The organism is Desulfatiferula olefinivorans, assembly GCF_054657895.1.
Genome location: NZ_BAAHXV010000001.1, coordinates 15,888 through 40,170 on the forward strand (window position 1 = coordinate 15,888; position 24,283 = coordinate 40,170).

Annotated in this window: 17 protein-coding genes; 7 read left to right on the top strand and 10 right to left on the bottom strand. The window is 60.0% G+C overall.

What is annotated here, in order from left to right; genetic code table 11:
• Positions 1 to 25 precede the first annotated feature (25 nt).
• Complete coding sequence (locus ACYQ11_RS00060; RefSeq protein WP_459921687.1) at positions 26 to 2,314, top strand: LVIVD repeat-containing protein; 2,289 nt, start codon at positions 26 to 28, stop codon at positions 2,312 to 2,314.
• 62 nt (positions 2,315 to 2,376) lie between these two features.
• The gene (locus tag ACYQ11_RS00065; RefSeq protein ID WP_459921688.1) at positions 2,377 to 5,550 is read left to right on the top strand and encodes an Lcl domain-containing protein; all 3,174 of its coding nucleotides are present in this window, start codon (positions 2,377 to 2,379) and stop codon (positions 5,548 to 5,550) included.
• Positions 5,551 to 5,610: 60 nt separating this feature from the next.
• Here the strand turns inward: ACYQ11_RS00065 and ACYQ11_RS00070 are convergent, their stop codons facing one another.
• Positions 5,611 to 7,176 carry an acyl-CoA carboxylase subunit beta gene (locus ACYQ11_RS00070; RefSeq protein ID WP_459921689.1) on the bottom strand — a complete coding sequence of 522 codons (1,566 nt, stop codon included), beginning with the start codon at positions 7,174 to 7,176 and terminating at the stop codon, positions 5,611 to 5,613.
• 472 nt (positions 7,177 to 7,648) lie between these two features.
• Here ACYQ11_RS00070 and ACYQ11_RS00075 point away from each other — a divergent pair, with 472 nt between their 5' ends.
• Positions 7,649 to 8,227, top strand: coding sequence for a four helix bundle suffix domain-containing protein (locus ACYQ11_RS00075; protein ID WP_459921690.1), 579 nt, complete (start codon positions 7,649 to 7,651; stop codon positions 8,225 to 8,227).
• Between the two features lie 155 nt (positions 8,228 to 8,382).
• On the opposite strand, the gene ACYQ11_RS00080 is transcribed toward ACYQ11_RS00075, so the two are convergent.
• Complete coding sequence (locus ACYQ11_RS00080) at positions 8,383 to 9,120, bottom strand: acyl-[acyl-carrier-protein] thioesterase (RefSeq protein WP_459921691.1); 738 nt, start codon at positions 9,118 to 9,120, stop codon at positions 8,383 to 8,385.
• A gap of 147 nt (positions 9,121 to 9,267) precedes the next feature.
• Between ACYQ11_RS00080 and ACYQ11_RS00085 the strand changes: the two genes are divergently transcribed.
• Positions 9,268 to 9,867, top strand: coding sequence for a peptidylprolyl isomerase (locus ACYQ11_RS00085; protein WP_459921692.1), 600 nt, complete (start codon positions 9,268 to 9,270; stop codon positions 9,865 to 9,867).
• Between the two features lie 7 nt (positions 9,868 to 9,874).
• Here ACYQ11_RS00085 and ACYQ11_RS00090 read toward each other — a convergent pair whose 3' ends face one another.
• The 5 genes from ACYQ11_RS00090 to ACYQ11_RS00110 form a co-directional block, all read right to left on the bottom strand.
• Positions 9,875 to 11,428: an acyl-CoA carboxylase subunit beta gene (locus ACYQ11_RS00090; RefSeq protein ID WP_459921693.1), complete on the bottom strand. Its 1,554-nt coding sequence runs from the start codon at positions 11,426 to 11,428 to the stop codon at positions 9,875 to 9,877.
• A 262-nt stretch (positions 11,429 to 11,690) separates the two neighbouring features.
• Complete coding sequence (locus ACYQ11_RS00095) at positions 11,691 to 13,043, bottom strand: sodium ion-translocating decarboxylase subunit beta (protein WP_459921694.1); 1,353 nt, start codon at positions 13,041 to 13,043, stop codon at positions 11,691 to 11,693.
• A 41-nt stretch (positions 13,044 to 13,084) separates the two neighbouring features.
• A complete protein-coding gene (locus tag ACYQ11_RS00100; RefSeq protein ID WP_459921695.1) occupies positions 13,085 to 15,187 on the bottom strand; it encodes a biotin/lipoyl-containing protein in 2,103 nt (700 codons plus the stop codon).
• 14 nt (positions 15,188 to 15,201) lie between these two features.
• Entirely contained in the window at positions 15,202 to 15,438 is a 237-nt protein-coding gene (locus tag ACYQ11_RS00105) for an OadG family protein (protein WP_459921696.1), read from the bottom strand.
• A 349-nt stretch (positions 15,439 to 15,787) separates the two neighbouring features.
• A complete protein-coding gene (locus ACYQ11_RS00110; RefSeq protein ID WP_459921697.1) occupies positions 15,788 to 16,972 on the bottom strand; it encodes a pyridoxal phosphate-dependent aminotransferase in 1,185 nt (394 codons plus the stop codon).
• 231 nt (positions 16,973 to 17,203) lie between these two features.
• Between ACYQ11_RS00110 and ACYQ11_RS00115 the strand changes: the two genes are divergently transcribed.
• Entirely contained in the window at positions 17,204 to 19,255 is a 2,052-nt protein-coding gene (locus ACYQ11_RS00115) for a fascin domain-containing protein (protein ID WP_459921698.1), read from the top strand.
• A 298-nt stretch (positions 19,256 to 19,553) separates the two neighbouring features.
• Here ACYQ11_RS00115 and tgt read toward each other — a convergent pair whose 3' ends face one another.
• A complete protein-coding gene (gene tgt, locus ACYQ11_RS00120; RefSeq protein WP_459921699.1) occupies positions 19,554 to 20,705 on the bottom strand; it encodes a tRNA guanosine(34) transglycosylase Tgt in 1,152 nt (383 codons plus the stop codon).
• Positions 20,706 to 20,873: 168 nt separating this feature from the next.
• Between tgt and arfB the strand changes: the two genes are divergently transcribed.
• Positions 20,874 to 21,302: an alternative ribosome rescue aminoacyl-tRNA hydrolase ArfB gene (arfB, locus tag ACYQ11_RS00125; RefSeq protein ID WP_459921700.1), complete on the top strand. Its 429-nt coding sequence runs from the start codon at positions 20,874 to 20,876 to the stop codon at positions 21,300 to 21,302.
• An 11-nt stretch (positions 21,303 to 21,313) separates the two neighbouring features.
• On the opposite strand, the gene queA is transcribed toward arfB, so the two are convergent.
• Positions 21,314 to 22,378 carry a tRNA preQ1(34) S-adenosylmethionine ribosyltransferase-isomerase QueA gene (gene queA, locus ACYQ11_RS00130; protein ID WP_459921701.1) on the bottom strand — a complete coding sequence of 355 codons (1,065 nt, stop codon included), beginning with the start codon at positions 22,376 to 22,378 and terminating at the stop codon, positions 21,314 to 21,316.
• Positions 22,379 to 22,381: 3 nt separating this feature from the next.
• Complete coding sequence (locus ACYQ11_RS00135; RefSeq protein ID WP_459921702.1) at positions 22,382 to 22,567, bottom strand: DUF2065 domain-containing protein; 186 nt, start codon at positions 22,565 to 22,567, stop codon at positions 22,382 to 22,384.
• A 281-nt stretch (positions 22,568 to 22,848) separates the two neighbouring features.
• Here ACYQ11_RS00135 and gatB point away from each other — a divergent pair, with 281 nt between their 5' ends.
• Positions 22,849 to 24,282: an Asp-tRNA(Asn)/Glu-tRNA(Gln) amidotransferase subunit GatB gene (gene gatB / locus ACYQ11_RS00140; RefSeq protein WP_459921703.1), complete on the top strand. Its 1,434-nt coding sequence runs from the start codon at positions 22,849 to 22,851 to the stop codon at positions 24,280 to 24,282.
• Position 24,283: the final 1 nt, after the last annotated feature.

Consider the following 24,283-nt stretch of genomic DNA (forward strand, 5'->3'; position numbering starts at 1 on the left):
ACGAACCGGATCAAGGTATGAAGCAATGAAACAGATCTTAAACACAATGATACTCTCCCTCTTCCTGGCCATGGCCGCGTCGTCGGCCCAGGGGGCAACCCCCCTTGTCAAAGCATCGGAATGGCCCATCTATCCCCAGACCCTGTTCCTCAAAGGCGGAGTCAACGCGGTGGCGTCCGGCTCGACCCTGATGTTCTGGGCCCTGGGTGATACGGTATCTTTCATCGACAAGGCCACACTCACCCAGCGCAGTGAGCTGGTCGTCCGAACCGGCACCGCCATCCAGGATCTCCTTTACGACGAGGTCAATGAGCGCCTTTACATCGCCGCCGGTTATGATACGGACGACCAGAGCGGCGGCGTCCAGATCGTCGATGTATCCGATCCGGACAACCCTGTGGTTACGGTGATTTTCGATCAGGCGCCCGACAATCCCGGTTCCTACATCGACTTCATCAAAAACAAGGAAACGCCCGTTGATCAGCCCCACATCGACGCCCGGGGCCTCGGTCTTCACGGCACCACCCTGTTTGTAGCCGACGACAACTTCGGCCTGCGAGTTCTCGATGTCTCCACGTATCCCAACCCACCGGTTGAAGTACCCCTAACCACCCAGACCGAGGAGCGGATCTCCGGGTACAAGCAGCCCAATATCGTCGGCAGCTACGACGCCACCGGCGGCTATGTGGCCCTTGAGGTCTACCCGTTTGGCGGCAAGGTGTACGCCTTTGTCCTTGATTTTTACAGCGGGATCAAGGTCTTCGACGTCACCACCCCCGCCGTCATCGGTGAGCCGACCCTCAAACCGACCCTGTCCCAGCTCTGGTACGGATCCATTTCCCTGATATCGGACATTTTCGTCACGGAAACGGGAGGCCGTCTTTCCGCCTATGTGACCGGCACCAACGCGGACAGAACCGAGTCCGTCATTTCACGAATGGACGTCGACGTGACCGATCCCATGACCATCACCAACTTCGGCGTTTACGAAAGCGAGGACGAAGCCCGCAGCGTCAGTGTGTCGGGAGATTACGCCTATCTGGCCTGCGGATCTGCCGGACTTAAGATCGTCGATATCTCCGCTGTCCCGGCCGCCGGGCAGGTTCTCGACTATCCATTGGAGGGCTCCTACGACACCAACGTGGACGGAACCTACCACGCCTTTTTGGAGGGAACAAACGTATACCTGGCCAGCGCTCAGAGCGGACTGAAACTCCTGGATGTGACAGATCCCATCGCCCCCGCCGCACCCAATCCCGCCGTCGCTGACCTGCCCTTTCCCTTGAACGTAAACGATGTCTGCTTCAAGGACGATCACACCTATCTTCTGGATCGTAACCGGGGTCTTCGAATTATTGAAAACCAGGACCCCAGCTATATGGTCCTCGAAAGTTATCTTGCGCTTTCCGGCGTGTCCACGGACCTGGCCGTCTCGGGTAATTACGCTTTTGTGGCCCAGAATTCGGGGACGGTCCGTGTGATTGATATCGCCGATCCCGACCAGCCCGTCGTTGCCGGTGCCATCGCCCTGGCCGATCCCCGGGATCTTTTCATTGACGGAACCACCCTTTACGCCGCCGCCGGGTCTGAAGGGGTCCATCGGGTGACGATCGCCGACCCGTTAAACCCCGTCGTTCTGACCGCCCTTCCCACCGCCGGTGACGCTGAAGCCGCTTACGTTCACGACGATAGGGCCTATGTGGCCCAGGGTGCGGACGGTCTTAGTATTTTTGACCTGTCCGCTCCGGCGTCTCCGGTGCTGCTGGCCACGGTGACCGCAACCGATGCCTGCGATGTGACCCTTCTCGATCAGGGCGCGTCGGTGTTCGCCCTGATCGCCGACGGCGCATCGGGTTTCATGATTCAGGATGTCACCGATCCGACCGGCGTGCTGCCCCCGCCCACGCGCGTGCAGACCCTTGACGGCGGCGGGGCGCTGACCGCCCAATCCGTTGCCGTCTATGACAACACCGCTTTTGTGGGGCTTGGAACCGATGGCTTTGTGGCCTTCGATCTGACCGATCCGTCCGCGCCTGTGCAGATTTCCTACCGGGATACGGCGGCCTCGGTCAGCGATATCGTTCCCAGGCTCTACGAGGGCACCGTGTATCTGACCCTGGCCGAAGCGTCCGCCGGCATGCAGATCTTTTATCTTTATGCGTCATCCGGAAACGATGACGACCCGCCGAACCTGGTCCCGAGCATCGATTCGGGCTGTTTTATCGACACCGTTAAACGACATGAAACCACGGGCATAACGAGGATCCTGAGCCGTATTGTCCCCCTGTTGTCATTTTGGAGCCCTGGTTTATGAAGCATACCAAGCATGTAGAAAAACCGGTCGTTTTGACCCCAGACCATCCGAGGAGAATCATTATGAAAACCGTGACCCGATCCGTTTTTGTTTACGCGCTGCTGCCCCTTCTGGCCGGCAGCCTCATGCTCTCCGCCTGCGGTTCAAGCGGCGGCGGAGGCGGCGGCGCCCAGCCCGTCGTCACCAAACTCTGGTACGAGGACAGCGACGGTGACGGCTTCGGCAATCCTGACGCGTCCGTCAATCGGGAAAGCCTGCCGGACGGCTATGTGGCAAACACCTTCGACTGTGACGACACCGACGGCGATATCCACCCCATGGCCAACGAGCTGCTCGGCGACGGGATTGACAACAACTGCAACGGCGCCGTCGATGAACTTTCCTCACCCGGCATCGTTCCGGACACCCATCAGACGACCTCGTACACAACCACCTTTGGCGAGGATGCCGATTACAGCATCGATCCGCCGTCCTACACCAAGCTCGATATCAACGGGCAGGCTCTGGACGACAGCGCTCCGGGTTGGGCCATGGTCCGGGATAATGTGACCGGGCTGGTCTGGGAACTCAAAAACACCGCAGACGGGACCCCGAACCCGGTCAATGTTCATGACGCCGACAACCGGTACAGCCGTGAACAGGCCCGGGCCGTGATCGAGGCCATGAACGATGCGGTCTACGGAACCTTTTCCGACTGGCGACTGCCCACCATCAAGGAATTATGCCTGTTGGCCGACAGTTCACGGTTTGAGCCCTGCATCAGCCAGACGTATTTCCCCCTGGCGGATAGCAGCGATTATCTCTGGTCATCCATCGACTATGCGCCGGATACAGCCAAGGCCTGGGTGTTTTCTATCCCATCCAAATACCATTTGTTCTTGGACAAAACCTCTGCCCGTTCATTCTGGGCGGTACGCGGCACGGAACATTCTTCGGTGACGGAGGAGGCCGGATCGGGCATCGTGATCGATACGACCACAGGCCTGATGTGGCAGGTCGCCACCGTGACCGGCACGGACGGTGACGGGATGACCTTTGACGAGGCCCTTGCCCACTGTGAAGCGATGACCCTGGGCGGCTTTAACGACTGGCGCCTGCCCAGTCGAAACGAGATGATCTCTCTCGTCGATTTTGATCGCCACGAGCCGGCTCTTGATCCGGCGCTGTTCCCAGGAACGAAAGCCGGAGAAACCGACTATTACTGGACTTCGACCACAGCGGTTTTGAATAACAATGAGACCAAACACGCCTGGAGCCTCAAATTCATGACGGGCGTGTCCTCCTATTCGGAAAAAACCAAAAAAGCCTGGGTCCGGGCCGTCCGCGGCGGTAACAACACCACGGTCCGGGCCTGGTACCGGGACGGTGACGCAGACGGCTACGGCGACGCCGGCGTCATTCGCATGATCGATGCGTCGGCTCCCGGGCCGGTCGGTTATGTGGACAACGATCAGGATTGCGACGATACCGATATATCCGTCAGCCCTGCGGCCCCGGATCTTCCCGATGACGGCATTGACCAGAATTGTACGGGTATCGATACCGTGACCTGGTACCGCGATGCCGACGGAGACGGGTACGGGGACATGGGCCAGACGATCTTCGCCGAAGCCCCGACGGCCGGTTACGTGCATAACCAGGCCCATATCGATGCAGGCGATTTTGACTGTGACGACGCCAACGTCGCCATCAACCCAGGCAGGGTTGACCTTGCCGATGACGGCATTGACAACGATTGCAACGGGCTCCGGAATGTGTCCTGGTATGCGGATCTGGACGGCGACGGCTATGGTGACGGCGACCGCGTGGCGGTCTCTGAAACCGCTCCGGAAGGAGGCACCTTCGCGCTTAACGATCTGGACTGCGATGATGATGACGACAGTGTCCGGCCGGGTCTTGTTGAAATCATCGGCGACGGAATCGATACCAACTGCAACGGAGACATCGACGATGACGCCCTGGCCGTGACCCCCGATACCGGACAGACCGGCGATTACACCGCCGTTGCCGGCGAGGATTCGGATTATACCGTCAATCCCCAGTCCTTCACCAAAATCGCCGCCGACGGGACCCCTCTTGATCCCGCTTCGGCGGACTGGGCCGTGGTCCGCGACAATGTGACCGGTCTTTACTGGGAAGTGAAAACCGCAGAGAACACTGTGTCAATGTACAATTATGCCAACGGTTACACGTATGCCTATGATCTTCAATTGGGCGGATTCAGCGACTGGCGACTGCCCACGTTGACCGAACTGGCCTCTATCGCCCATCTGGGCACATCGGCACCGGCCATCAACACGACGTTTTTTCCGAACACCCAGAGCAAACGGTACTGGACCCGTTCCGGCACGGGTGATGCCAATCAGGCTCTGGTGCTGTCTTTCCAGAACGGGGTCAGCTACGTTGGCACCAAAACCGACGCGCTTTATGTCAGGGCCGTACGCGGCGGAGTCGGAGCCGGTCAACTGGTCCGGGACAATGGAGACGAGACCCTGACCGACCGCTTGACCGGTCTGACCTGGACCCTGACGTCCTTAGGCAGCGGGACCTGGGACGAGTCCCTTGCCCGGTGCGAGGTTTTTGATCACGGCGGGTATACGGACTGGCGCCTGCCCTCCGCGGATGACGCGCAATCCCTGATCGATCTGTTCAACACGCATGAGTCGATTACCTTTTCGACATTCTTCGGAGAGGCCCTGATCGCCGGCAGGTGCTGGACCCAGACCCTGTCTGAAACGGATTCGACCAAAGCCTATTACTATTCATTCCTGAACGGAACCGTGTCGGATCAGGCCAAGACCCAGGATGCCGGGGCACTGGCTGTCCGGGGGGCCCGACTGGGCCGGTTTATCGACAACGGTGACGGCACGGTCTTCGATAACCGGACCGGACTGATGTGGACACTGGCCAATGGTAACGGCGGCGTACCCCTTACCTTTGAAGAATCCCTGGTCGCCTGCCGTGACCTGATTGTCGCGGGTCATGAAGACTGGCGCCTGCCCAGCCGCAGTGAAATGCTTTCCTTGCTGGAGGCCTCCATGGATGAAACGACCAATTACCTGGCGGTGTTCGGCGAACCCGACGACATCTACTGGACCTCGACCTCCGCCGCAGGGCCCGATCTCGAGCAAAATGCCTGGCAGATCAATTTTTCCGCCGACGGCATCAGTATCACCCTGGGTGATTATTTCAACACCAACCTCTTCCGTGCCGTCCGGGGCGGAAACATTCAATAACCTTAACCATGCTACGGCGACCGCCGCCGGGGAGATTTCCCCGGCGGCGGTCTTTTTGGATCAGAACATGCGGGGCCAGCCGGCAAGAAGGCGCCGGCTCATGGCTTTTCGGCCGTTTGTGCCTCGGGCGCGGCGCAGGATGGCGATCAGTTCGGTGCGGGTGTCGGCGGGGTCGATGATCTTGTCGATCAGGTTCTGGCCGGCGGCGTCCCAGGGGCCGCTGCCTTTGGTCAGTTCGGTCAGCATCAGTTTTTTCATCTCTTCCACATTGTCCATCCCTTTCATCTTCCGGCCGAAGGCCACATTCACCGCCACATGGGGGTCCATGAACGAAATGTCCGCCGTGGGCCAGGCCAGCAGGAGTTCGTTTTCCATGTTTCCCCCGGACATGTTGCAGTGGGCCATGCCGTAGGACTTGCGGATGATCACGCTGATCCGGGGCACGGTGCTTTTGTGCAGGGCCTCGATGAAAGTCATGATCTTGAGCGGCATCTTCCGGCGTTCCGCATCCCGGCCCACCAGAAAGCCCGGCGTGTCGTGGAGGAAGATCATGGGAATGTGGAAGGAGTCGCACAGGCAGATGAAACCCGTGGCCTTTTCGCAGGCCCCCGGGCCCATGGCCCCGGCGATGCAGGCGGGGTTATTGGCCAGAAAGCCCACCACCTGACCGTCCAGCCGGGCCAGGCAGGTGATCAGGCTGCCGTCGTAATACGGTTTCAGTTCGAGTACCGAATCCCGGTCGGCGATCATCTCGATGACCCTGTGCATGTCGTAGGTCTTGCGCGGATTGGCGGGCACCAGGTCGAAGATGCCGTCAAGACGCCTGGGCGACGGCTCGGTACAGGGAAGGGGCTTCGGGGGCTCGTCGGCGTTGTCGGGCAGGTAGGACAGGACTTTTCTGACCAGCCGCAGGCAGTCGTCGTCGTTTTCCGCAAACAGATCGACCTGACCCGTGACCTCGGCATGCAGTTCCCAGCCGCCAAGCTCCTCCTTGTCCGGGCATTCGCCGGTGGCGATTTCCAGAATGCTGGGGGCCGCCACGGCCATCACCGACCCCTTGACCTGAATGATGATGTCCGACACGGACGCCTCCCAGGTGGGCCCGCCGTAGCATTCCCCCATGATGGTGGTGATCAGGGGAACCTGCCGGTCCCGGCAGGGGCCCTTGATCGGGTAGGTCATGCTCATCATGCCCACGCTGCCCATGATATCGGGAAGCCTCGCCCCACCGCCGTCGCCCAGATGAATGCAGGGATACCCGCGCTTTACGGCCAGTTCGGCGTTCCGGATGAGTTTTTCCACCCCCTTGCGTCCACCGGCCCCGGCCATGACCGTGACATCGTCCCCCGAGACGAATACCCGGCGGGCATCGATTTCGCCGTAGCCGATGACCTTGCCGTCGGCCGGCGTTTTCTCCCGGGCCTCGGGCACGTCGCTGCACGTCAGAAGACCCAGTTCGTCAAAGGTCCCCGGATCGAGCAGGCGGTCGATGCGTTCCCGCACGGTCAGCAGGCCTTTTTCGTGCTGTTTTGAAATTTTCCGTTCACCGCCCATGGCCCGGGCCCGGGCCGTGAGGTCGGCCAGTTTGGCAAGACCGTAGGGGTCGTTGCTGTCGTTGAGTGTCATGGTATTGGGGCCTCCTTGAAAACAGTGTTTTTGGGGAAAATGTGTGACACGGCGGGAGGGGAAAGTCAAGGAAAATGGAACGAGCGTTCGTTTTTTAGGGGGTGGGGTGGCGGTGGGCACGGACACAGGGACGGACATGGACAGGCATGGACACACGGACACACGGACGAACACGGACAGACACGGACTCACACGGACTCACACGGACTCACACGGACGGTGGACGGTGCGGCGCGTCCGTGACGGTCCGTGCGGCCGTGTTCGTCCGTGTGTCCGTGTAAAAAAGCGCCCATGCGATGCCTGACCCCCACGCACGGACCACGGACAGTCACAGACAGACACGGACAAGCACGGACGGTGGACCTGGTCTGTGTGTCCGTGCGAACGCCGCTGCCCAATGCCCAAAAAAAACCTTGCCTTGCCGCCGATGTTCCCTTAAGTTTCAATTTTAAACACCAATCAAGGAACATCCATGGACCCCTTACTTCCAAAACACGGCGGCTATCGCAAGCTGATCAGTTTTCAGGTCTCGCAGCTCATCTACGATGTAACGGTTCGTTTCTGCGAACGATACATTGATTTTCGAAGCCGCACCAAAGACCAGATGGTCCAGGCGGCACGGTCCGGTGTGCAGAATATCGCCGAAGGATCCCAGGCGTCGGCGACCTCGAAAAAGACGGAGCTGAAATTGACCCAGGTGGCCCGGGCCAGTCTGGAAGAGCTGAGGCTTGATTACGAAGATTTTCTCAGACAGCGTGGCGGGCCTCTTCTCGCGCCTGAGCACCCGGCTCTTTGCCGGTTCAAAGAGCGGCGCTGTTCGTCGTTGGCCGACGTTCAGGGCTGGGCCGCGGAGGAACATATAAAAACCGGGCTGGGCTACGCCGTTCTGGCGGCCAACGGGGCGCTGTCGCTTCTGAATGTGGCGTGCCGTCTTCTGGACCGGCAGGTCCGGCGGCTTGCCGATGATTTTGAGAATCAGGGGGGCTTTACGGAGCGGCTGTACCGGGTGAGGACGGAGAGACGGAAGGATGGGTGGCGGCGGAAGGATTAAACGAAAGCGGGCTTGCACGGACGCAGGGACGGACACGGACAAGCACGGACGGACACGGACACACGGCTCACACGGACAGCGCCGCAGGGGCCATCGTCCGTGTTTGTCCGTGTGTCCACTACCGTCCACTTTAGTCCGTGTGTCCGTGCCTTCCGCTATTCCCACACCGTCTTCAGCCTCGTCAGCTCCCGCCGGTCTTCCCCGCCTAGAATCTGATGAACAAAAACGCAGTCGTCGCCCGGCTCCCGTCGGATCTGGGCGACAATGCGGTTGCCGTAGGATATTTCATTGATGTAGTTGACCTCCACCTGACGGAGGGTGTGGTTGTTGAAGACGGCCTGGGGGACGGTTTCCACGGCCCAGCCGATGTAGACGGAATTGTTCACGTGGTTGTTGAAATCGATGTCCTGCATGCGAACGTTGAACAGCCGTTCGTCATCCGGGGCGTCGAAGGGAACCAGACGGGAAAAATCATCGTCGATCGTCGGCGGAATGTCCATCAAATCCTTGGGAATAAAGCGGTCCAGGCGAATGGGTTTTCGGCTGGAAACGTTCATCATCACCCAGGAGCTCACGCCACGGATCAGAAGATTTCCGTCCGGATCCTCGATATCGAACTGGCGCAGTTCGTAGAGATTTCGATGGGGGCAGCGCCGGGTTTTCATGACCACCTGCTCCTTCCACAGGGGCAAGCGCTCGATGCGGACCGTGTATTTGAGCATCACCCAGGTGTAGTTTTTTTTCAAGAGGTCATGGGCGGACAGGCCCAGAAGCGCCGCATGATCACTGCCGACGTCCTGGAAATAATCAAACAGGCTGACGATTTTGAGCTGCCCGCGGTTGTCGGTTTCGGAAAAACGGATGACAAAGTCCCTGATGTACGGTGTATGCATGGTGGTGTGCCCCTGGATGCGGTCAACGGATTCGCCCCATAACACCGATTTTAAAGGTCTCTGTCAAGATTTTATTTGAATTTCCATGATGGCTGGTATACCTTTTTTCCCGTATCCGAAAACCCCAGAGAACCCAAGGAGATTCCGATGAAGATCTTACGTCCGCTTGTCGTTTTAGGTCTGCTTTTCGGTTTTGCCCTGCCCGCGTATGCCGGCCCGGCCACCGAATCGAACCTGACCGCCCTGATGACCACCTCAAAGGGCATCATCCGCCTGAAGCTCTATGATCAGGCCGCCCCTCTCACCGTGGCGAATTTTGTCAATCTGGCCGGACGGGGGTACTACAACGGCCTTTCCTTTCACCGGGTGATCAATGATTTCATGATTCAGGGCGGCTGTCCCCTGGGCACCGGCACCGGCGGCCCCGGTTACGCCTTTGCCGATGAATGCACCCCGGAGCTGGTACACGACCGGCCCGGCATGTTGTCCATGGCCAATGCCGGACCCGGCACCAACGGCAGCCAGTTTTTCATCACCCATGTGCCCACGCCCTGGCTGAACGGCAAGCACACCGTGTTCGGATCGGTCTGGGGCAAGGAAGACATGGCGGTGGTCAACAGCATTGTCCGCGGCGACACCATCGTCTCCATCCGCATTGACGGCGACACGGGACCCCTGCTTACGAAAAACGCAAAAACCGTGGCCGGATGGAATGCCGTTCTGGACGCGCGCTTTCCTGTAAAATAAGGCGAATCTATAGCGGAATGTTGCCGTGTTTCTTATAGGGCTTGGTCTCCCGCTTGGTGACCAGGGCCTCCAGGGCGTCGATCAGGTGGGCCCGGGTTTCGCCGGGCACGATCACCCGGTCGATGTAGCCTCGCTCTGCGGCGCAGTAAGGATTGGAAAACAGCTCGTTGTACTGGTCGATCTTTTCCTGCCGCTTGGCCGTAGGATCGGCTGCTTCGCTGATTTCCTTGCGGTGGATGACGCCCGCCGCGCCTTCGGCTCCCATCACCGCCACCTGGGCCGTGGGCCAGGCAAAGGCCATGTCCGCCCCGAGATGCCGGGAGCTCATGGCCAGATAGGCCCCCCCGAAATCCTTCCGGATCACCAGCAGCAGTTTGGGCACGGTGGCCTCGGAATAGCTCCACAGCAATTTGGCCCCGTGGCGGATGATGCCGCCGTGTTCCTGGGTGACGCCGGGAAGGTAGCCTGGTACGTCGGCAATGGTCAGAAGCGGAATGTTGAAGGCGTCGCAGAAGCGGATGAACCGGGACGCCTTGTCCGAGGCGTCGATGTCCAGACACCCGGCCATCACCTGGGGCTGATTGGCGATGATGCCCACGCTGCGGCCGTTGAGTCGGGCGAAGCAGGTGATGATATTCGGCGCAAACAGCGCGTGGGGCTCGAAGATCCGTCCGTCGTCGACGATCAGCCGGATCAGGGTCAGCATATCATAGGGTCTTCGCGGGCTGTCCGGCACCAGGCTGTCCAGGGCGGCCTCGTAGCGGCTCCGGTCATCGGTGGGAGACAGGCGGGGGGCTTCCTCCCGGTTGTTCGCCGGAAGATAGGACAAGAGGGTTCGGATGCCGCCTATGGCGTCGGCATCGCTGTCGCAGGCGAAATGGGCCACCCCGCTTTTCGAGCAGTGGACCATGGCCCCGCCCAGGGTCTCGAAATCGATCTCTTCCCCGGTCACCGACCGGATCACGTCGGGCCCGGTGATGAACATGTAACTGGTTTTCTTGACCATAAAGACGAAATCGGTCATGGCCGGTGAATACACGGCCCCGCCGGCCGTGGACCCCATGATGGCGGAAATCTGGGGAATGACGCCCGAGGCGTTGGAGTTTCGGAAAAAGATCTCCCCGTAGCCGGACAGGGCGTCGATGCCTTCCTGGATCCGCGCCCCGCCCGAATCGTTGAGTCCGACAAAGGGAACCCCGGCCTTGAGGGCCAGGTCCATGACCTTGCAGATCTTTTTGGCGTGCATTTCGCCGAGACTCCCGGCCCGGGAGGTGAAGTCCTGGGCAAAGGCGAACACGGGGCGGCCCTCGATCAGACCGTGACCGGTGACCACGCCGTCGGCCGGAATGGCCACCTTGTCCATGCCGAAATGGGTGCATCTGTGGGTAACGAACAGGTCGATCTCACGGAAGGTGCCCGCATCGAACAACAGGTCCAGACGTTCCCGGGCGGTCAGCTTGCCCCCGCTTTTGTGTTTGGCCACGGCGGCGTCGCCCCCCATGCGCCGGACCGACGCTTCCCTGTCCTTCAACTCCTGAATCATCTCCGCAACGGTTTTCATACGCCATTTTCTCCTGAACCTTTTTTGGAATCGTTCAAGGCTTTGGGTGACATCGTCACCGGGTGATGGTCCATCGTGCCCGGGGTGGTCGGGCAACCGTGATGTGTGTCCGGAATAATCTGAACGAGCGCTCAGTCAGATACGTCTGTTACCATGGGGGTGTCCACGCTGTCAAGCCAAGAGCCAGGTGGAAAATGTAAAAGAAAAACCCGCACCTGAAACCAGGTGCGGGTTTAGAAAAACAGATCCGATCAGCCGGGCATCAGCCGCACAGGGCCAGAAGTACCCCGGCCGCCACGGCGGACCCGATGACGCCGGACACGTTGGGGCCCATGGCGTGCATCAAAAGGAAGTTGTGGGGATTGTCCTCCATGCCCACCCCGTTGGCCACCCGGGCGGCCATGGGAACGGCGGATACTCCGGCGGCCCCGATCAGGGGATTGATCTTCTCGCGGCTGAGTTTGTTCATCAGCTTGGCCAGAAGCACCCCGGCAGCCGTGCCCACACAGAAGGCGATGAGGCCCAGCAGCAGGATCCCCAGGGTTTCGACCTGGAGAAATTTGTCGGCGGCCAGCTTGGAGCCCACGGACAGGCCCAGAAGGATGGTCACGATGTTGATCAGCTCGTTGGCGGCGGTTTTGTAAAGCCGGTCCACCACCCCGGATTCCTTGAGCAGGTTGCCGAACATCAGGACGCCCAGAAGGGGTGTCGCGTCGGGCAGCAGCAGGATACACAGCCCCAGAACGATCAGGGGAAACACGATCTTTTCGATTTTTTTCACGTGGCGCAGCTGCTTCATCTCGATGCATCGCTCCTCTTTGGAGGTCAGCGCCCGCATGATCGGCGGCTGGATGATCGGCACCAGAGCCATGTACGAATAGGCGGCCACGGCAATGGCCCCCAACAGGTCCGGCGACAGTTTCCCGGCCAGGAAGATGGCCGTGGGACCGTCGGCCCCGCCGATGATGCCGATGGATGCGGCGTCCCGGATGGAAAAATTGATGCCGTCAAAAACACCGGAAATCCACAGGGCGCCAAGAACGGTGGTGAAAATGCCGAACTGCGCCGCCGCGCCGAGAAGGGCGGTTTTGGGATTGGCGATCAGCGGACCGAAATCGGTCATGGCCCCCACCCCCATGAAGATCAGAAGGGGAAAGAGGCCGGTTTCGATGCCGAAGCCGTATACCAGTCCCAGAAAGCCGTGGGGCCCTGCGATGGCCGCCACGGGAATGTTGGCCAGAATCCCGCCGAATCCGATGGGCAGCAGCAGCAGGGGCTCAAACCCCTTCTTGATGGCCAGGTAAATCAGAAGACATCCGACCATGATCATGATGATCTGACCGAGCCCTAAGGGAACCAGGCTGTGATCGTCGGTCTTCTTGTCTGCAAACAGTTCTTTCACTCCCTGGACAAAGGCCTTCAGGCCCGTGGAGTCCCAGAGTTTTTCCATCTTTTCGACTGTACTCGTCTGATGCACCGTCTGATCCGCCGCCACCGCGTCCTGGGCCACGGGGGCTCCCCCGGCCCGGACAGGCGAGGGAGCGAGGGCCATGGCGGCCAGGATGACGATCGCGAGCATCAGACTCAGAAAGGATTGTCCTTGTCGTATGTTCATGATCAACTCATTTTTTATTTTAGTATGTTTTACCCAAATAACTACCCAATCGTCACCAGAGCCTGTCCCGTGCTTACCTGGGCGCCGGCCGCCACGCTCACGGATGTGACGGTGCCGGCCACGGGGGCTTTGACCTCCACTTCCATCTTCATGGCTTCGAGAACCAGAAGGGTGTCGCCCGAATTGACGGAGGCGCCTTCGGTCACGTTGACCCGCACCACGGTGCCGGGCATCTGGGCCTTCACCTCTTTACCGGCGCCGGAAACAGGCGCCGCCTGGGGTGCCGGGGCCGCGGCGGCGGGGGCTGCGGCCGGGGCCGCTCCGGCAGAGGCGATAAAGACCAGATCCTGTCCGGTGTTCACCTGGGCGCCCGTGGCCACGGCGATGTCGGTGACGGTGCCGGCCGAGGAGGCCTTGACTTCCACTTCCATCTTCATGGCCTCAAGGACCAGAAGGGTGTCTCCGGCATTGACGGAGGCGCCGGGGCTGACCTGAACACGAACGACGGTGCCGGGCATCTGGGCCTTGACGGCCTGGGCCGGACCGGCGGCCTGGACGGGTGCGGCCGATGCGGGAGCGGCAGCAAGGCCTTCCTGAACGTCGACGGCATAGGTTTTGCCGTTGACCACGGCGGTGTTGCCGTCGAGTTTGACGGCGTATTGTTTGCCGGCGACGGTGACGGTGTAGCCGTCCACCGCTTTTTTGGCGGCGGGGGCGGCAGCGGGGGCCGCCTCTTCGGGAGCGTTCTTGCGGACGCCGATGGTTGCCTTGCCCTGGAGGTAGGCGATGCCTTTGTCTCCGCAGGAGGCCACGATGAAGATGTTTTCATCGTTGATCGGCAGGTTGGCGTCTTCCAGCTTTTTCCTGGCCGGAGCGATGCCTTTTTTCGTATCCTCTTCAATGTAATCCAGGGGGTTGCGGCTGGTGGGCTCCATGCCCAGCTGCTCCGAAGCGATTTTGATGATTTCGGGGTCCGGCGCAACGGGAGTCTTGCCGAAATAGCCGAGAACCATCTTGCCGTAACCTTCGGCGATTTTTTTCCAGGGACCGATCATCACGTTGTTGAAGGCCTGCTGGTAGTAGAACTGGCTGACCGGGGTCACGGAGGTTCCGAAACCGCCCCGTCTCACCACTTCACCCATGGCCCGGATCACTTCGGGAAACCGGTCCATGATGTTGTTGTCACGCATCATCTGGGAGTTGGCCGTCAGGGCGCCGCCGGGCATGGGCGACCAGGGAATGATGGGTTCCACGGTTTTCGCTTCGGGAGGCATGAAGTAATCTTTCATGCAGTCCTTGAACACCTCTTCGGCTTCCATAACCTTGTCGATGTCAATGTCCAGGGTGTAGTCGCTGCCGCGCAGGGCGTGCCACATGGTGGCGATGTCTGTCTGGCAGGTGCCGCCGGATACGGGAGCCATGGACAGGTCGATGACGTCGGCGCCGGCCTCGATGGCGGACAGGTAGCAGGTCAGACCGATGCCGGCCGTTTCATGGGTGTGGAACTGCAGGGGCACATCGGCGGGCAGAAGTTTTTTCGCCCGCTTGATGGTGTCGTGAACCACCGCAGGGGTTGTCGTTCCGGAAGCGTCCTTGAAACAGACCGAATGGTAGGGAATGTCCGCTTCCATGATCTGCTTGAGGATCATTTCATAGAAATCCGCGTCGTGGGCGCCGGTGCAGCCCGGAGGCAGGGCCATCATGGACACGACCACCTGATGCTTGAGACCGGCGTTTGCGATGCACTGGCCGCTGTAGATCAGGTTGTTGACGTCGTTCAAGGCATCGAAGTTGCGGATGGTGGTGATGCCGTGTTTCTTGAACAGATCGGCGTGGAGCTTGATGATGTCCTTGGGCTGGGAGTCCAGGGCCACCACGTTGATGCCCCGGGCCAGGGTCTGGAGATCCGCATTGGGCCCTGCGGCCTTGCGGAAGCGGTCCATCATGTCGAAGGCGCATTCGTTGCTGTAGAAATAAAGGGCCTGGAAGCGGGCGCCGCCGCCGGCTTCGAAGTAATCGATTCCCGCTGCGGCGGAGGCTTCCACCGCCGGCATGAAATCATCGGTAAACACCCGGGCTCCGTAAACCGATTGAAAACCGTCACGGAAGGCCGTATTCATGAATCTGATTTTCTTTTTCCCCATAATAGTCAATCCTTTCAACTGCGTGCGCAGGCTTTTGCCGCTGCAATCGCCACCGCGACCGCCGCGAGTTCATCATCCGACTGCCGAACGACTGTCGCCTTTGGTGCCACTGCCGGAACCGCTTCCACGAAATAGTCCGCAAAGATTTCAAAAAACTTGGCGGAGGCATTCATGGAAAGGACCAGCAGCGTCAAAAAGGCAAACACCACGCCCATTCCTGCGACCATCAATCCCAGTCCTTCTGTTAACATATTATCTCTCCTTGAACAAAATATAGTAAAACGTACCAAAATTAACCCGGCCGTTTCCCCCATTCATTGAATGACGGCCGGGAAAACCCGATAAATCAACAATTTACATCTTCACGGCCCGCCATGATCAACGATGACGTCATCGTGCGTGATTTTACCGGAATTCACCAAAATTGTACAAAAGACCTGTTTTGTCAAGGAAAAATCTGGGCCTTCGGGCGGCCGGCGGCCGTGACATACCCGGGAGGGCAGTGGAAAAGACGTTTAAAATAAGGGGATTGGGACAAAATGAAACAAAATGCCGCCCGGAGGTGTGTCGGGTTCCCGCACGCCCCCCGGGCCGCAATGATCAGGACCGGTAACGGGCCATGACTTTTTTGAATCCCGGCAGGGATTTGACGATGGACGTCTCACTGCAGCAGTAAGCAATGCGGAAATGACCGGGGCCGCCGAAGCCGCTGCCCGGTACCACCAGAATCCGTTCCTCCTGCAACTCACGCACGAAGGCCACGTCATCGGCAATGGGAGTCCGGGGAAACAGGTAAAAGGCTCCTGCGGGGACGGTGAATTCGTAACCTGCGTCAACCAGGCCCTCGCAGAACAGTTTCCGGTTTGTTTCGTACTGGGACAGATCCACGGTCACCCCTTGTATTTTCCCGATAACCCGCTGCATCAGGGCCGGGGCGTTGACAAAGCCCAGGATCCGGTTGGACAGGGCCAGCCCGCCGAGAAGCTCGGTTTTGGCTGCGGCCTTCGGATGGACGGCCAGAAAGCCGATGCGTTCGCCGGGCACGGAAATGTCCTTGGAATAGGAGGTGGCGATCAGCGATTCGCTGTAGGCTTCGAAGATGCTGGGCACGGTGTGTCCGTCATAGACGATTTTCCGGTAAGGCTCGTCGGCGATCAGGTAGATGGTGCGGCCGAAGGCCCGGCTTTTTTCCCTCAGAAGGTCCCCTAAGGCCGCGAGGCTTTCACGGGAGTAGATCTGACCGGTGGGGTTGTTGGGAGAATTGATCAGCATCACCTTGGTTTTGGCGGTGACGGCCGATGAAAGGGCGTCAAGGTCCAGATTGAAGTCCGGCAGGGTGGGGACGGTTTTCATCACCCCCCCGTGGTTGTCCACATAGAAATTGTACTCGACAAAATAGGGGGCGGGCGTGATCACCTCATCCCCGGGGTCGAGGAGGGTCTTGAAGGCCACGTTCAGGGCCCCGGCGGCCCCGCAGGTCATGATCACCTCGTTTTCCGACAGAGTCACCTTCTGCTCGCCGGTCAGGTAGTCGGCCACGGCCTTGCGCACAAAGGGATAGCCCACGTTGGGCATGTAGGAATGGGTGCCCTCGCCCGATTCGGCGGCGGTTTCGGCAAGGGCTGTCTTGAACGCCGCAGGCGGGGTCAGATTGGGGTTGCCCAGGCTGAAGTCGAACACGTTTTCCGCCCCGTGAATGGCCTTGAGCCGGGCGCCTTCTTCGAACATCTTGCGGATGAACGACGATTTGTTCATGCTGTCACTGATTTTCTTTGCAACGCTCATGGTTTTCTCCTTGTCGTCGGTATGGTTTGGATGAAGCATGCACGTTAGCACAGTTCGATGGAATTTGACAAAGGCAAAGACACGTCCCCGGATGTTCGGGCCCTGGTCCGGCCGGGGTCCGCGATTGACAGGCGTCTCAGGATTTGTTAACGTATTCGATATCTTGTCGTGATCGTTCAGGCCGTTTGCCGCGCACCACTGTCCATGAACCTCAACATCCGGGATGGAACCATGAAAAAAATCCTTCTTTTCGCTCTGGCCGTTTTGCTTGTCTTGCCGGCCCTGTCACTGGCCAAACGCCCCCACAACCAGGATGACTGCCGGATCATCGCCACGGTGTTCAACGACGGCACCGGGGACAACCGGACCAAAAAACGCGGGGGCAATTACACCGCCGTCGACCTCAAGACCTTGAACAGCGGGGACATCCTGACCGTCAATCCCGTGTCGGGGACCTATAAATACGTGACCCTCCATGCCCGGTTCCAGGGCGGCTACTGGCGGACCCTCTACCAGGGGGACAAGCGACACTTTCCCGTGGACGAGTACCTGGCCGCCTCCAAAAACGACCCCCAGTGCACCCACGTGAACATTTCGGTGAACGGGGCCCATGAGAAATACGAGCCCGTCGCCTGCACGGCCGAGATCAAGGTCTGCCGAAAAGCCCCGCCCACACCCACAGGCGACTGTAAGATCATCGCCACGGTGTTCAACGACGGCACCGGGGACAACCGGACCAAAAAACGCGGGGGCAATTATGCCGCCGTCGATCTCAAGACCCTGAACAGCGGGGATATCCTGAACGTCAACCCCGTGTCGGGCACCTACAGGTACGTGACCCTCCACGCCCGGTTCCAGGGCGGTTACTGGCGGACCCTTTACCAGGGGGACAAACGGGACTTCCCCGTGGACGAGTATCTGGCCGCCTCCAAGAACGACCCTCAGTGTACCCACGTGAACATTTCGGTGAACGGGGCCCATGAGAAATACGAGCCCGTCGCCTGCACCGCCGAGATTAAAATCTGCCGTGAAGGCACGGTTCCGGCGGTCACGCCTCCGCCCACGCCGGCAGGGATCGATGAAAAACGACGCTCGGGAAATCGTGTGGCGCTCAAGGTCCATAACGGCCAGTACGTCAGCGCCGTGAACGGGGGGGGGAGTTTTCTTAGGGCCAACCAGTTCGAGATTGGCGAGTTTGAAACCTTCATCCTTGAAACCAGGGGACCGGACACGGTGGCCCTCAAGGCGGCAGGCGGTCAGTATGTCTGTGCCGAAGGTTACGGGATCGTGGTCAACCGCCCCGCTGCCGGCCCCTGGGAAACCTTCACCCTGGTCCGTCTTGGGGGAGACAACGTGGCCCTGAAAGCCCACACGGGCCGCTATGTCTGTGCCTTAAACGGGGGCGGCCGTGAACTGGTGGCCGACCGATCCGACCTGGGCCCCTGGGAAACGTTTACCCTGGTGTCGATGAACGAGGCCTCCGCATCGGGGGAGGATGAATGCCGGAAGGTGGCGACGGTGGTCAATGACGGCACCGGGGACAACCGGACGAAAAAACGCGGGGGCAATTACACGGCCATCGATCTTACGACCTTAAGCAGCGGGGATGTCTTGACCGTCCATCCCGTCTCGGGCACCTACAAATACGTGACCCTTCACGCCCGGTTCAAGGGCGGGTACTGGCGGACCCTCTACCAGGGCGACAGGCGGGACTTCCCCGTGGACGAGTATCTGGCCGTCTCCAAAAACGATCCCCAGTGTACCCACGTGAACCTTTCGGTCAACGGGGCCCATGAAAAATACGAACCCCTTGCCTGCACCGCTGAAATCCGGGTCTGCAGGCGGGGGAAGGGACCGGCCGCGCTCACGCCGCCCGTGCCTCCGAAACAGGATCGCAATCGCCGCGTGGCTCTCAAGACCTATAACGGCCGCTATATCACGGCCCTGAACGGGGGAGGTTCCTTCCTGATGGGGACCGCCTCGACCGTGGGCCCCCATGAAACCTTTACCCTGATAAGGCTCCCGGGCGACAAACAGGTGGCGCTTCGGGCCGCGTCCGGTCACTATGTCTGCGCCGAAGGCAACGCCGTGGTGGTCAACCGGACCAAGCGCGGAGACTGGGAAACCTTTACCCTCGTGCCCCGGGGAACCCCGGACAAGGTGGCGTTCAAAAACCACACGGGCAATCACATCTGCGCCGAAAACGGCGGAAATTCCACCGTGGTGGCCAATAGGCCCGTGGCGGCCGAATGGGAGACCTTTACTCTGATTGATGCGGATTGATGGGGTGTTTAGGAGAGCACGGACACACGGACGCACACGGACAGACACGGACCACCACGGACGGTGGACAGACACGGACGGTGGACAGACACGGACGGTGGACCCTCAAACGCCGCTCCGAAGGAGCCGCGTCCGTGCTTGTCCGTGAAAGTCCGTGCCAGTCCGTGGTCCGTGAGTTCTGCTGACACGGACACACGGACGCACACGGACCGCCACGGACGGTGGACAGACACGGACAGTGGACCCTCAAACGCCGCTCCGAAGGAGCCGCGTCCGTGCCTGTCCGTGAAGGTCCGTGTCAGTCCGTGGTCCGTGCGTTCAGCCCCACGCCCCCCCCACCTTCCCGCCGTTCGTAGAAATCCTTCCGGAACGCGTCAAACCGGTCCTCTGCAATGGCCTCTCGCATGTCCGCCATCAGGGTGGTGTAGTAGTGGATGTTGTGGATGGTGTTCAGCCGGTAGGCCAGAAGTTCGTTGGCCTTGTACAGATGCCGCAGGTAGGCCCGGGAATAGTTCCGGCAGGTGTAGCAGGTGCAGTGCGGGTCCAGGGGACCGGTATCCAGCCGGTGCCGGGCGTTGGCGATGTTGACGGCGCCGGTGCTGGTGAACAGTTTGCCGTTCCGGGCGTTCCGGCTGGGCATCACGCAGTCGAACATATCGGCCCCCATGGCCGTCAGTTCCACCAGGTCCTCGGGCGTGCCGACCCCCATGATGTATTTGGGCTTGTGATCGGGCAGAAGGGGCAGGGTGTGGTCGGCCATCTCCATCATCAAATCTTTGGGTTCTCCTACGCTCAGACCGCCGACGGCATAGCCCGGCAGATCCAGAGCGGCCAGCTGGTCGGCGGAGGCGGCCCTCAGATCCTTGTACATGCTTCCCTGGACAATGGCGAACAGGGCGTTCTTGCGACCGGTTTCCTCTTCCCAGAACGCTTTGCACCGGGCGGCCCAGCGGGTGGTCAGTTCCAGGGATGTTCGGGCCGCGTCGCGGCTCGCCGGATAGGCGATGCATTCATCGAGGCACATGATGATGTCCGAATCCAGGCTCTGCTGGACCCTGACGGACATTTCCGGCGTGAACATATGGCGGGACCCGTCGATGTGGGACTGAAACGACACACCCTCTTCGGTGGTTTTCGTCAATTGAGCCAGGGAGAAAAACTGGAATCCCCCGCTGTCGGTCAGAATCGGCCCCTTCCAGTTCATGAACCGGTGGAGCCCGCCAAACAGATCGATGACCTCGCACCCGGGGCGCAGGTAAAGATGATAGGTGTTGCCCAGAATGATCTGTGCCCCGCAGGCGGTCAGATCCTCCACGGACAGGGCCTTGACCGTGCCCAGGGTGCCTACGGGCATGAACACCGGTGTATGGATCGTTCCGTGAAGGGTGGAAAGAACCCCTGTGCGGGCACGGGTCCCGGTGGATCGGCCGGTGATCTCGAAAAACGCCATAACGCTCTGCCTCGTCTGTGAAAAGTTACAGGTTTACCGGCACATATCACACCGGCCCGCTTTTTCCAAAGGTTAATCCAAGCCGTCAATGCTCCAAAACCGTGCTATCGGCATCAAATCGTGGTATAGGGTGACCATCATGAACCCAAGACCAAGGACGATGGACCGATGACCGATGATACGTCTCCCCCTTCCATTCCCGACCAGGAAATCATCCTGGACTTTGTCCGGGCCTCGGGACCCGGCGGTCAGCACGTCAACAAGGTGTCCACGGCCGTGCACCTGCGCTTTGACGTGAACCATTCCCCGTCTCTTAGCGACCCGGTCCGCCGGCGCCTGATCCGTCTGGCCGGGCGCAAGGTCGATGGGCAAGGGGTGCTTCACATTCATGCCGGATCACACCGGTCCCAGTATCTGAACCGGGAGGACGCGAAAAAAAGGCTGGCGGACTTGATTGAAGAAGCGTCCCGGATTCCGAAAAAACGCGTCAAAACAAAGCCTTCGGCTGCCTCAAAACAGCGGACGCTCGACGGCAAACGCCGTAAAAGCGCCATCAAGTCCCTGCGGGGCCGGGTGGATCACCGGTCTGAAGACTGACGGCGTCTCACCTATGCGATCATCATGGCGTCGCCGTAACTGTAGAACCGATACCGCTCCCGGACGGCCTCGCGGTAGGCGGACAGAACGTTCTGTCGGCCGGCAAAGGCCGAGACCAGCATCAAAAGCGTGGATTCGGGGATGTGGAAGTTGGTGATCACGGCGTCGATGACCCGGAACACGAAGCCGGGATAGATAAACAGGTCGCAGGTTCCCCCGCCGGGCCGGACAAGCCCGTCTTCCCGGGCCGCGTATTCCAGGGTGCGGACCGTGGTGGTGCCCACGGCCACGATGCGCCGTCCCTCTTTTTTCGCCCGGTTGATCGCCCGGGCACTGTCGTCGGGAATATGGTAGCGTTCGCGGTGAATCTGATGTTTGCGAATATCATCGACCCGAACCGGTACGAAGGTGCCGTAGCCCACATGCAGGGTCACGGGAACCGTCTCAACGCCTTTTTTTCTGATTCGGTCCAGCAGGTCGAAGGTGAAATGAAGTCCGGCGGTGGGGGCCGCCACGGCCCCTTTTTCCGAGGCGTAAACCGTCTGGTAACGCCTTCGGTCCTCGGCGCTTCGCTCATAGTGTTCCTCACGCCGGATGTAGGGCGGCAGGGGCATGCGGCCCAGGGCGTCCAGGAGCCTGTCCACATCGGCGGCGCCGTGGAATCGCAAGGTGTGGATGTTGCGGTTTGAGGCCGTGACCTCGGCGGTCACCTCGGGGCCCACACGGATCAGGCCTCCGGGTTTCGGATGCTTGGAGGCCCGGATCAGGCACTCGCACTCGAACGGTTCTCCGGCCCGGTGCCGGGCCATGCCTCCCACGTAATCGAGCAGCAGGATTTCCACCTTGCCCCCGGTGTCTTTGACACCGTAAAGCCGGGCCGGAATGACCCGGGTGTTGTTCATGACCAGAAGGTCCCCGGGCGCGAGGAACTTTTCCACATCGGCGAAGACCCGATGGGCCACGGCGCCGCTCTGCCGGTCGAGACACAGAAGCCGGGAGGCGTCCCGGGCTTTTTCCGGCCGGTCGGCGATCAGGGATTCGGGAAGTTCGTAGGCGTAATCGGACAGGGCGAACATGGCTCAGTGCCGTCCCAGGTAGACCAGCCCCAGTCCCAGCAGCATCAGGAAAAGTCCCATGCCGCGCAGCTGGTTCTCCGTCTGGGTGAACATCAGGCTCAGCACTTTTTTCATTTTTTCAGGAAAGGCGAACCAGGGTAGACCCTCGATGATCAGCACCATTCCCACCACACACAAAAAAAACGTCATGGGCACACATCCTTATTTCGCATGGCCGCAGCCGGCGTCGTTTCAAAAAGCATGTCATTCTAATGAAGCGTCTTTGGTTTGTCAAAAAAAAACAATGATCCGCCGGGGCGGATATCTCCAAAAGATCAATAATAGATTGAAGCCTCGGCCGCTTAATGATAAATCCTTGGCTGACACGACGAAAGGGGACCTTTGCCCCGGTGTGCCGCTGAAACAAAAAGACGCCCGGCCTGCTCGGCCATGCGTCCCATCAACCGTCACTTGAAAAGGAATTGCCGACTATGAAATACGAGGTGGTCATCGGCCTTGAAATTCATGCCCAACTGAAAACCGACACGAAAATCTTCTGCGGTTGTTCGACCCGGTTCGGGGCGGCCCCCAACTCCCAGACCTGCCCGGTCTGTCTGGGCATGCCCGGCGTGCTGCCCGTGGTCAACAAAAAAGCCGTGGAATACGCCATCAAGGCCGGTCTTGCCATGAACTGCGAAATTATGCGGGACAACCGTTTCGCACGGAAAAACTATTTCTATCCGGACCTGCCCATGGGGTACCAAATCACCCAGTTCGAGAGGCCCATCGCCCGCAACGGCCACCTGGACATCACCCTGGACGACGGCGGCAAAAAACGCATCGGCATCACCCGGATCCACATGGAAAACGACGCGGGCAAATCCAGCCACGACCCCTACCGGCCCGTCAGCCTGGTGGACCTGAACCGGGCCGGGACCCCCCTGATTGAAATCGTGTCCGAACCCGACATGCGATCGGCCGAGGAAGCCGGGGCCTTTATGCGCCAGATCCACGCCATCGTCCGTTATACCGGCGTCTGTGACGGCAACATGGAAGAAGGCAGTCTGCGCTGCGACGCCAACGTGTCCCTGCGTCTTCCCGGCGCCCCCGAATTCGGCACCCGGACCGAGATGAAGAACCTCAATTCCTTCCGGAATATCGAGCGGGCCATCCTCTCTGAAATCCGGCGGCAGGCCGACATCCTCGACGAGGGGGGGACCATCGTTCAGGAGACCCGGTTGTGGAATGCGGATCTGGGCAAATCCATGTCCATGCGCAGCAAGGAGGACGCGCACGATTACCGGTATTTTCCCGATCCGGACCTCTTGCCCATCCTCATCGACGACGCCTGGCTCGACCAGATCAGGGCCGACATTCCCGAACTGCCCGAAGCCAAGAAAGAACGCTACATTAAAGACCTTGGCCTGCCGCCCGCCGACGCGGCGGTGCTGACCTCGTCCATCGAGCTGGCCCGGTATTTCGAAACCTGCCTGTCTCTTCTGGACAAACCCAAGCTGGTGGCCAACTGGGTGATGGTTTCGCTGCTGGCCCTGATCAATGCCAAAGGGCTGTCCATCGCAGACACACCGGTGTCGGCAGAGGGGCTGGTCGAGCTTCTGAACCTGGTGGAAAAGGGTGAGATCAGCGGCACCATGGCGAAAACCGTGTTCGAGGCCATGGCCGAAAGCGGGAAAAGCGCCCGCCGGATCGTCGATGAAAAAGGGCTGGCCCAGGTGTCCGACAGCTCGGCCATTGAAGGAATCATCGACGAGGTGCTTGCGAAAAACCCCGCGGAGGTTTCGGCCTATCAAGGCGGAAAAACCAAACTGATGGGCTTTTTTGTGGGCCAGGTGATGCGGGCGTCCAAAGGCAAGGCCAACCCTGCCGTGGTCAACCAACTCCTTGAAGAAAAATTGAAATCCTGAT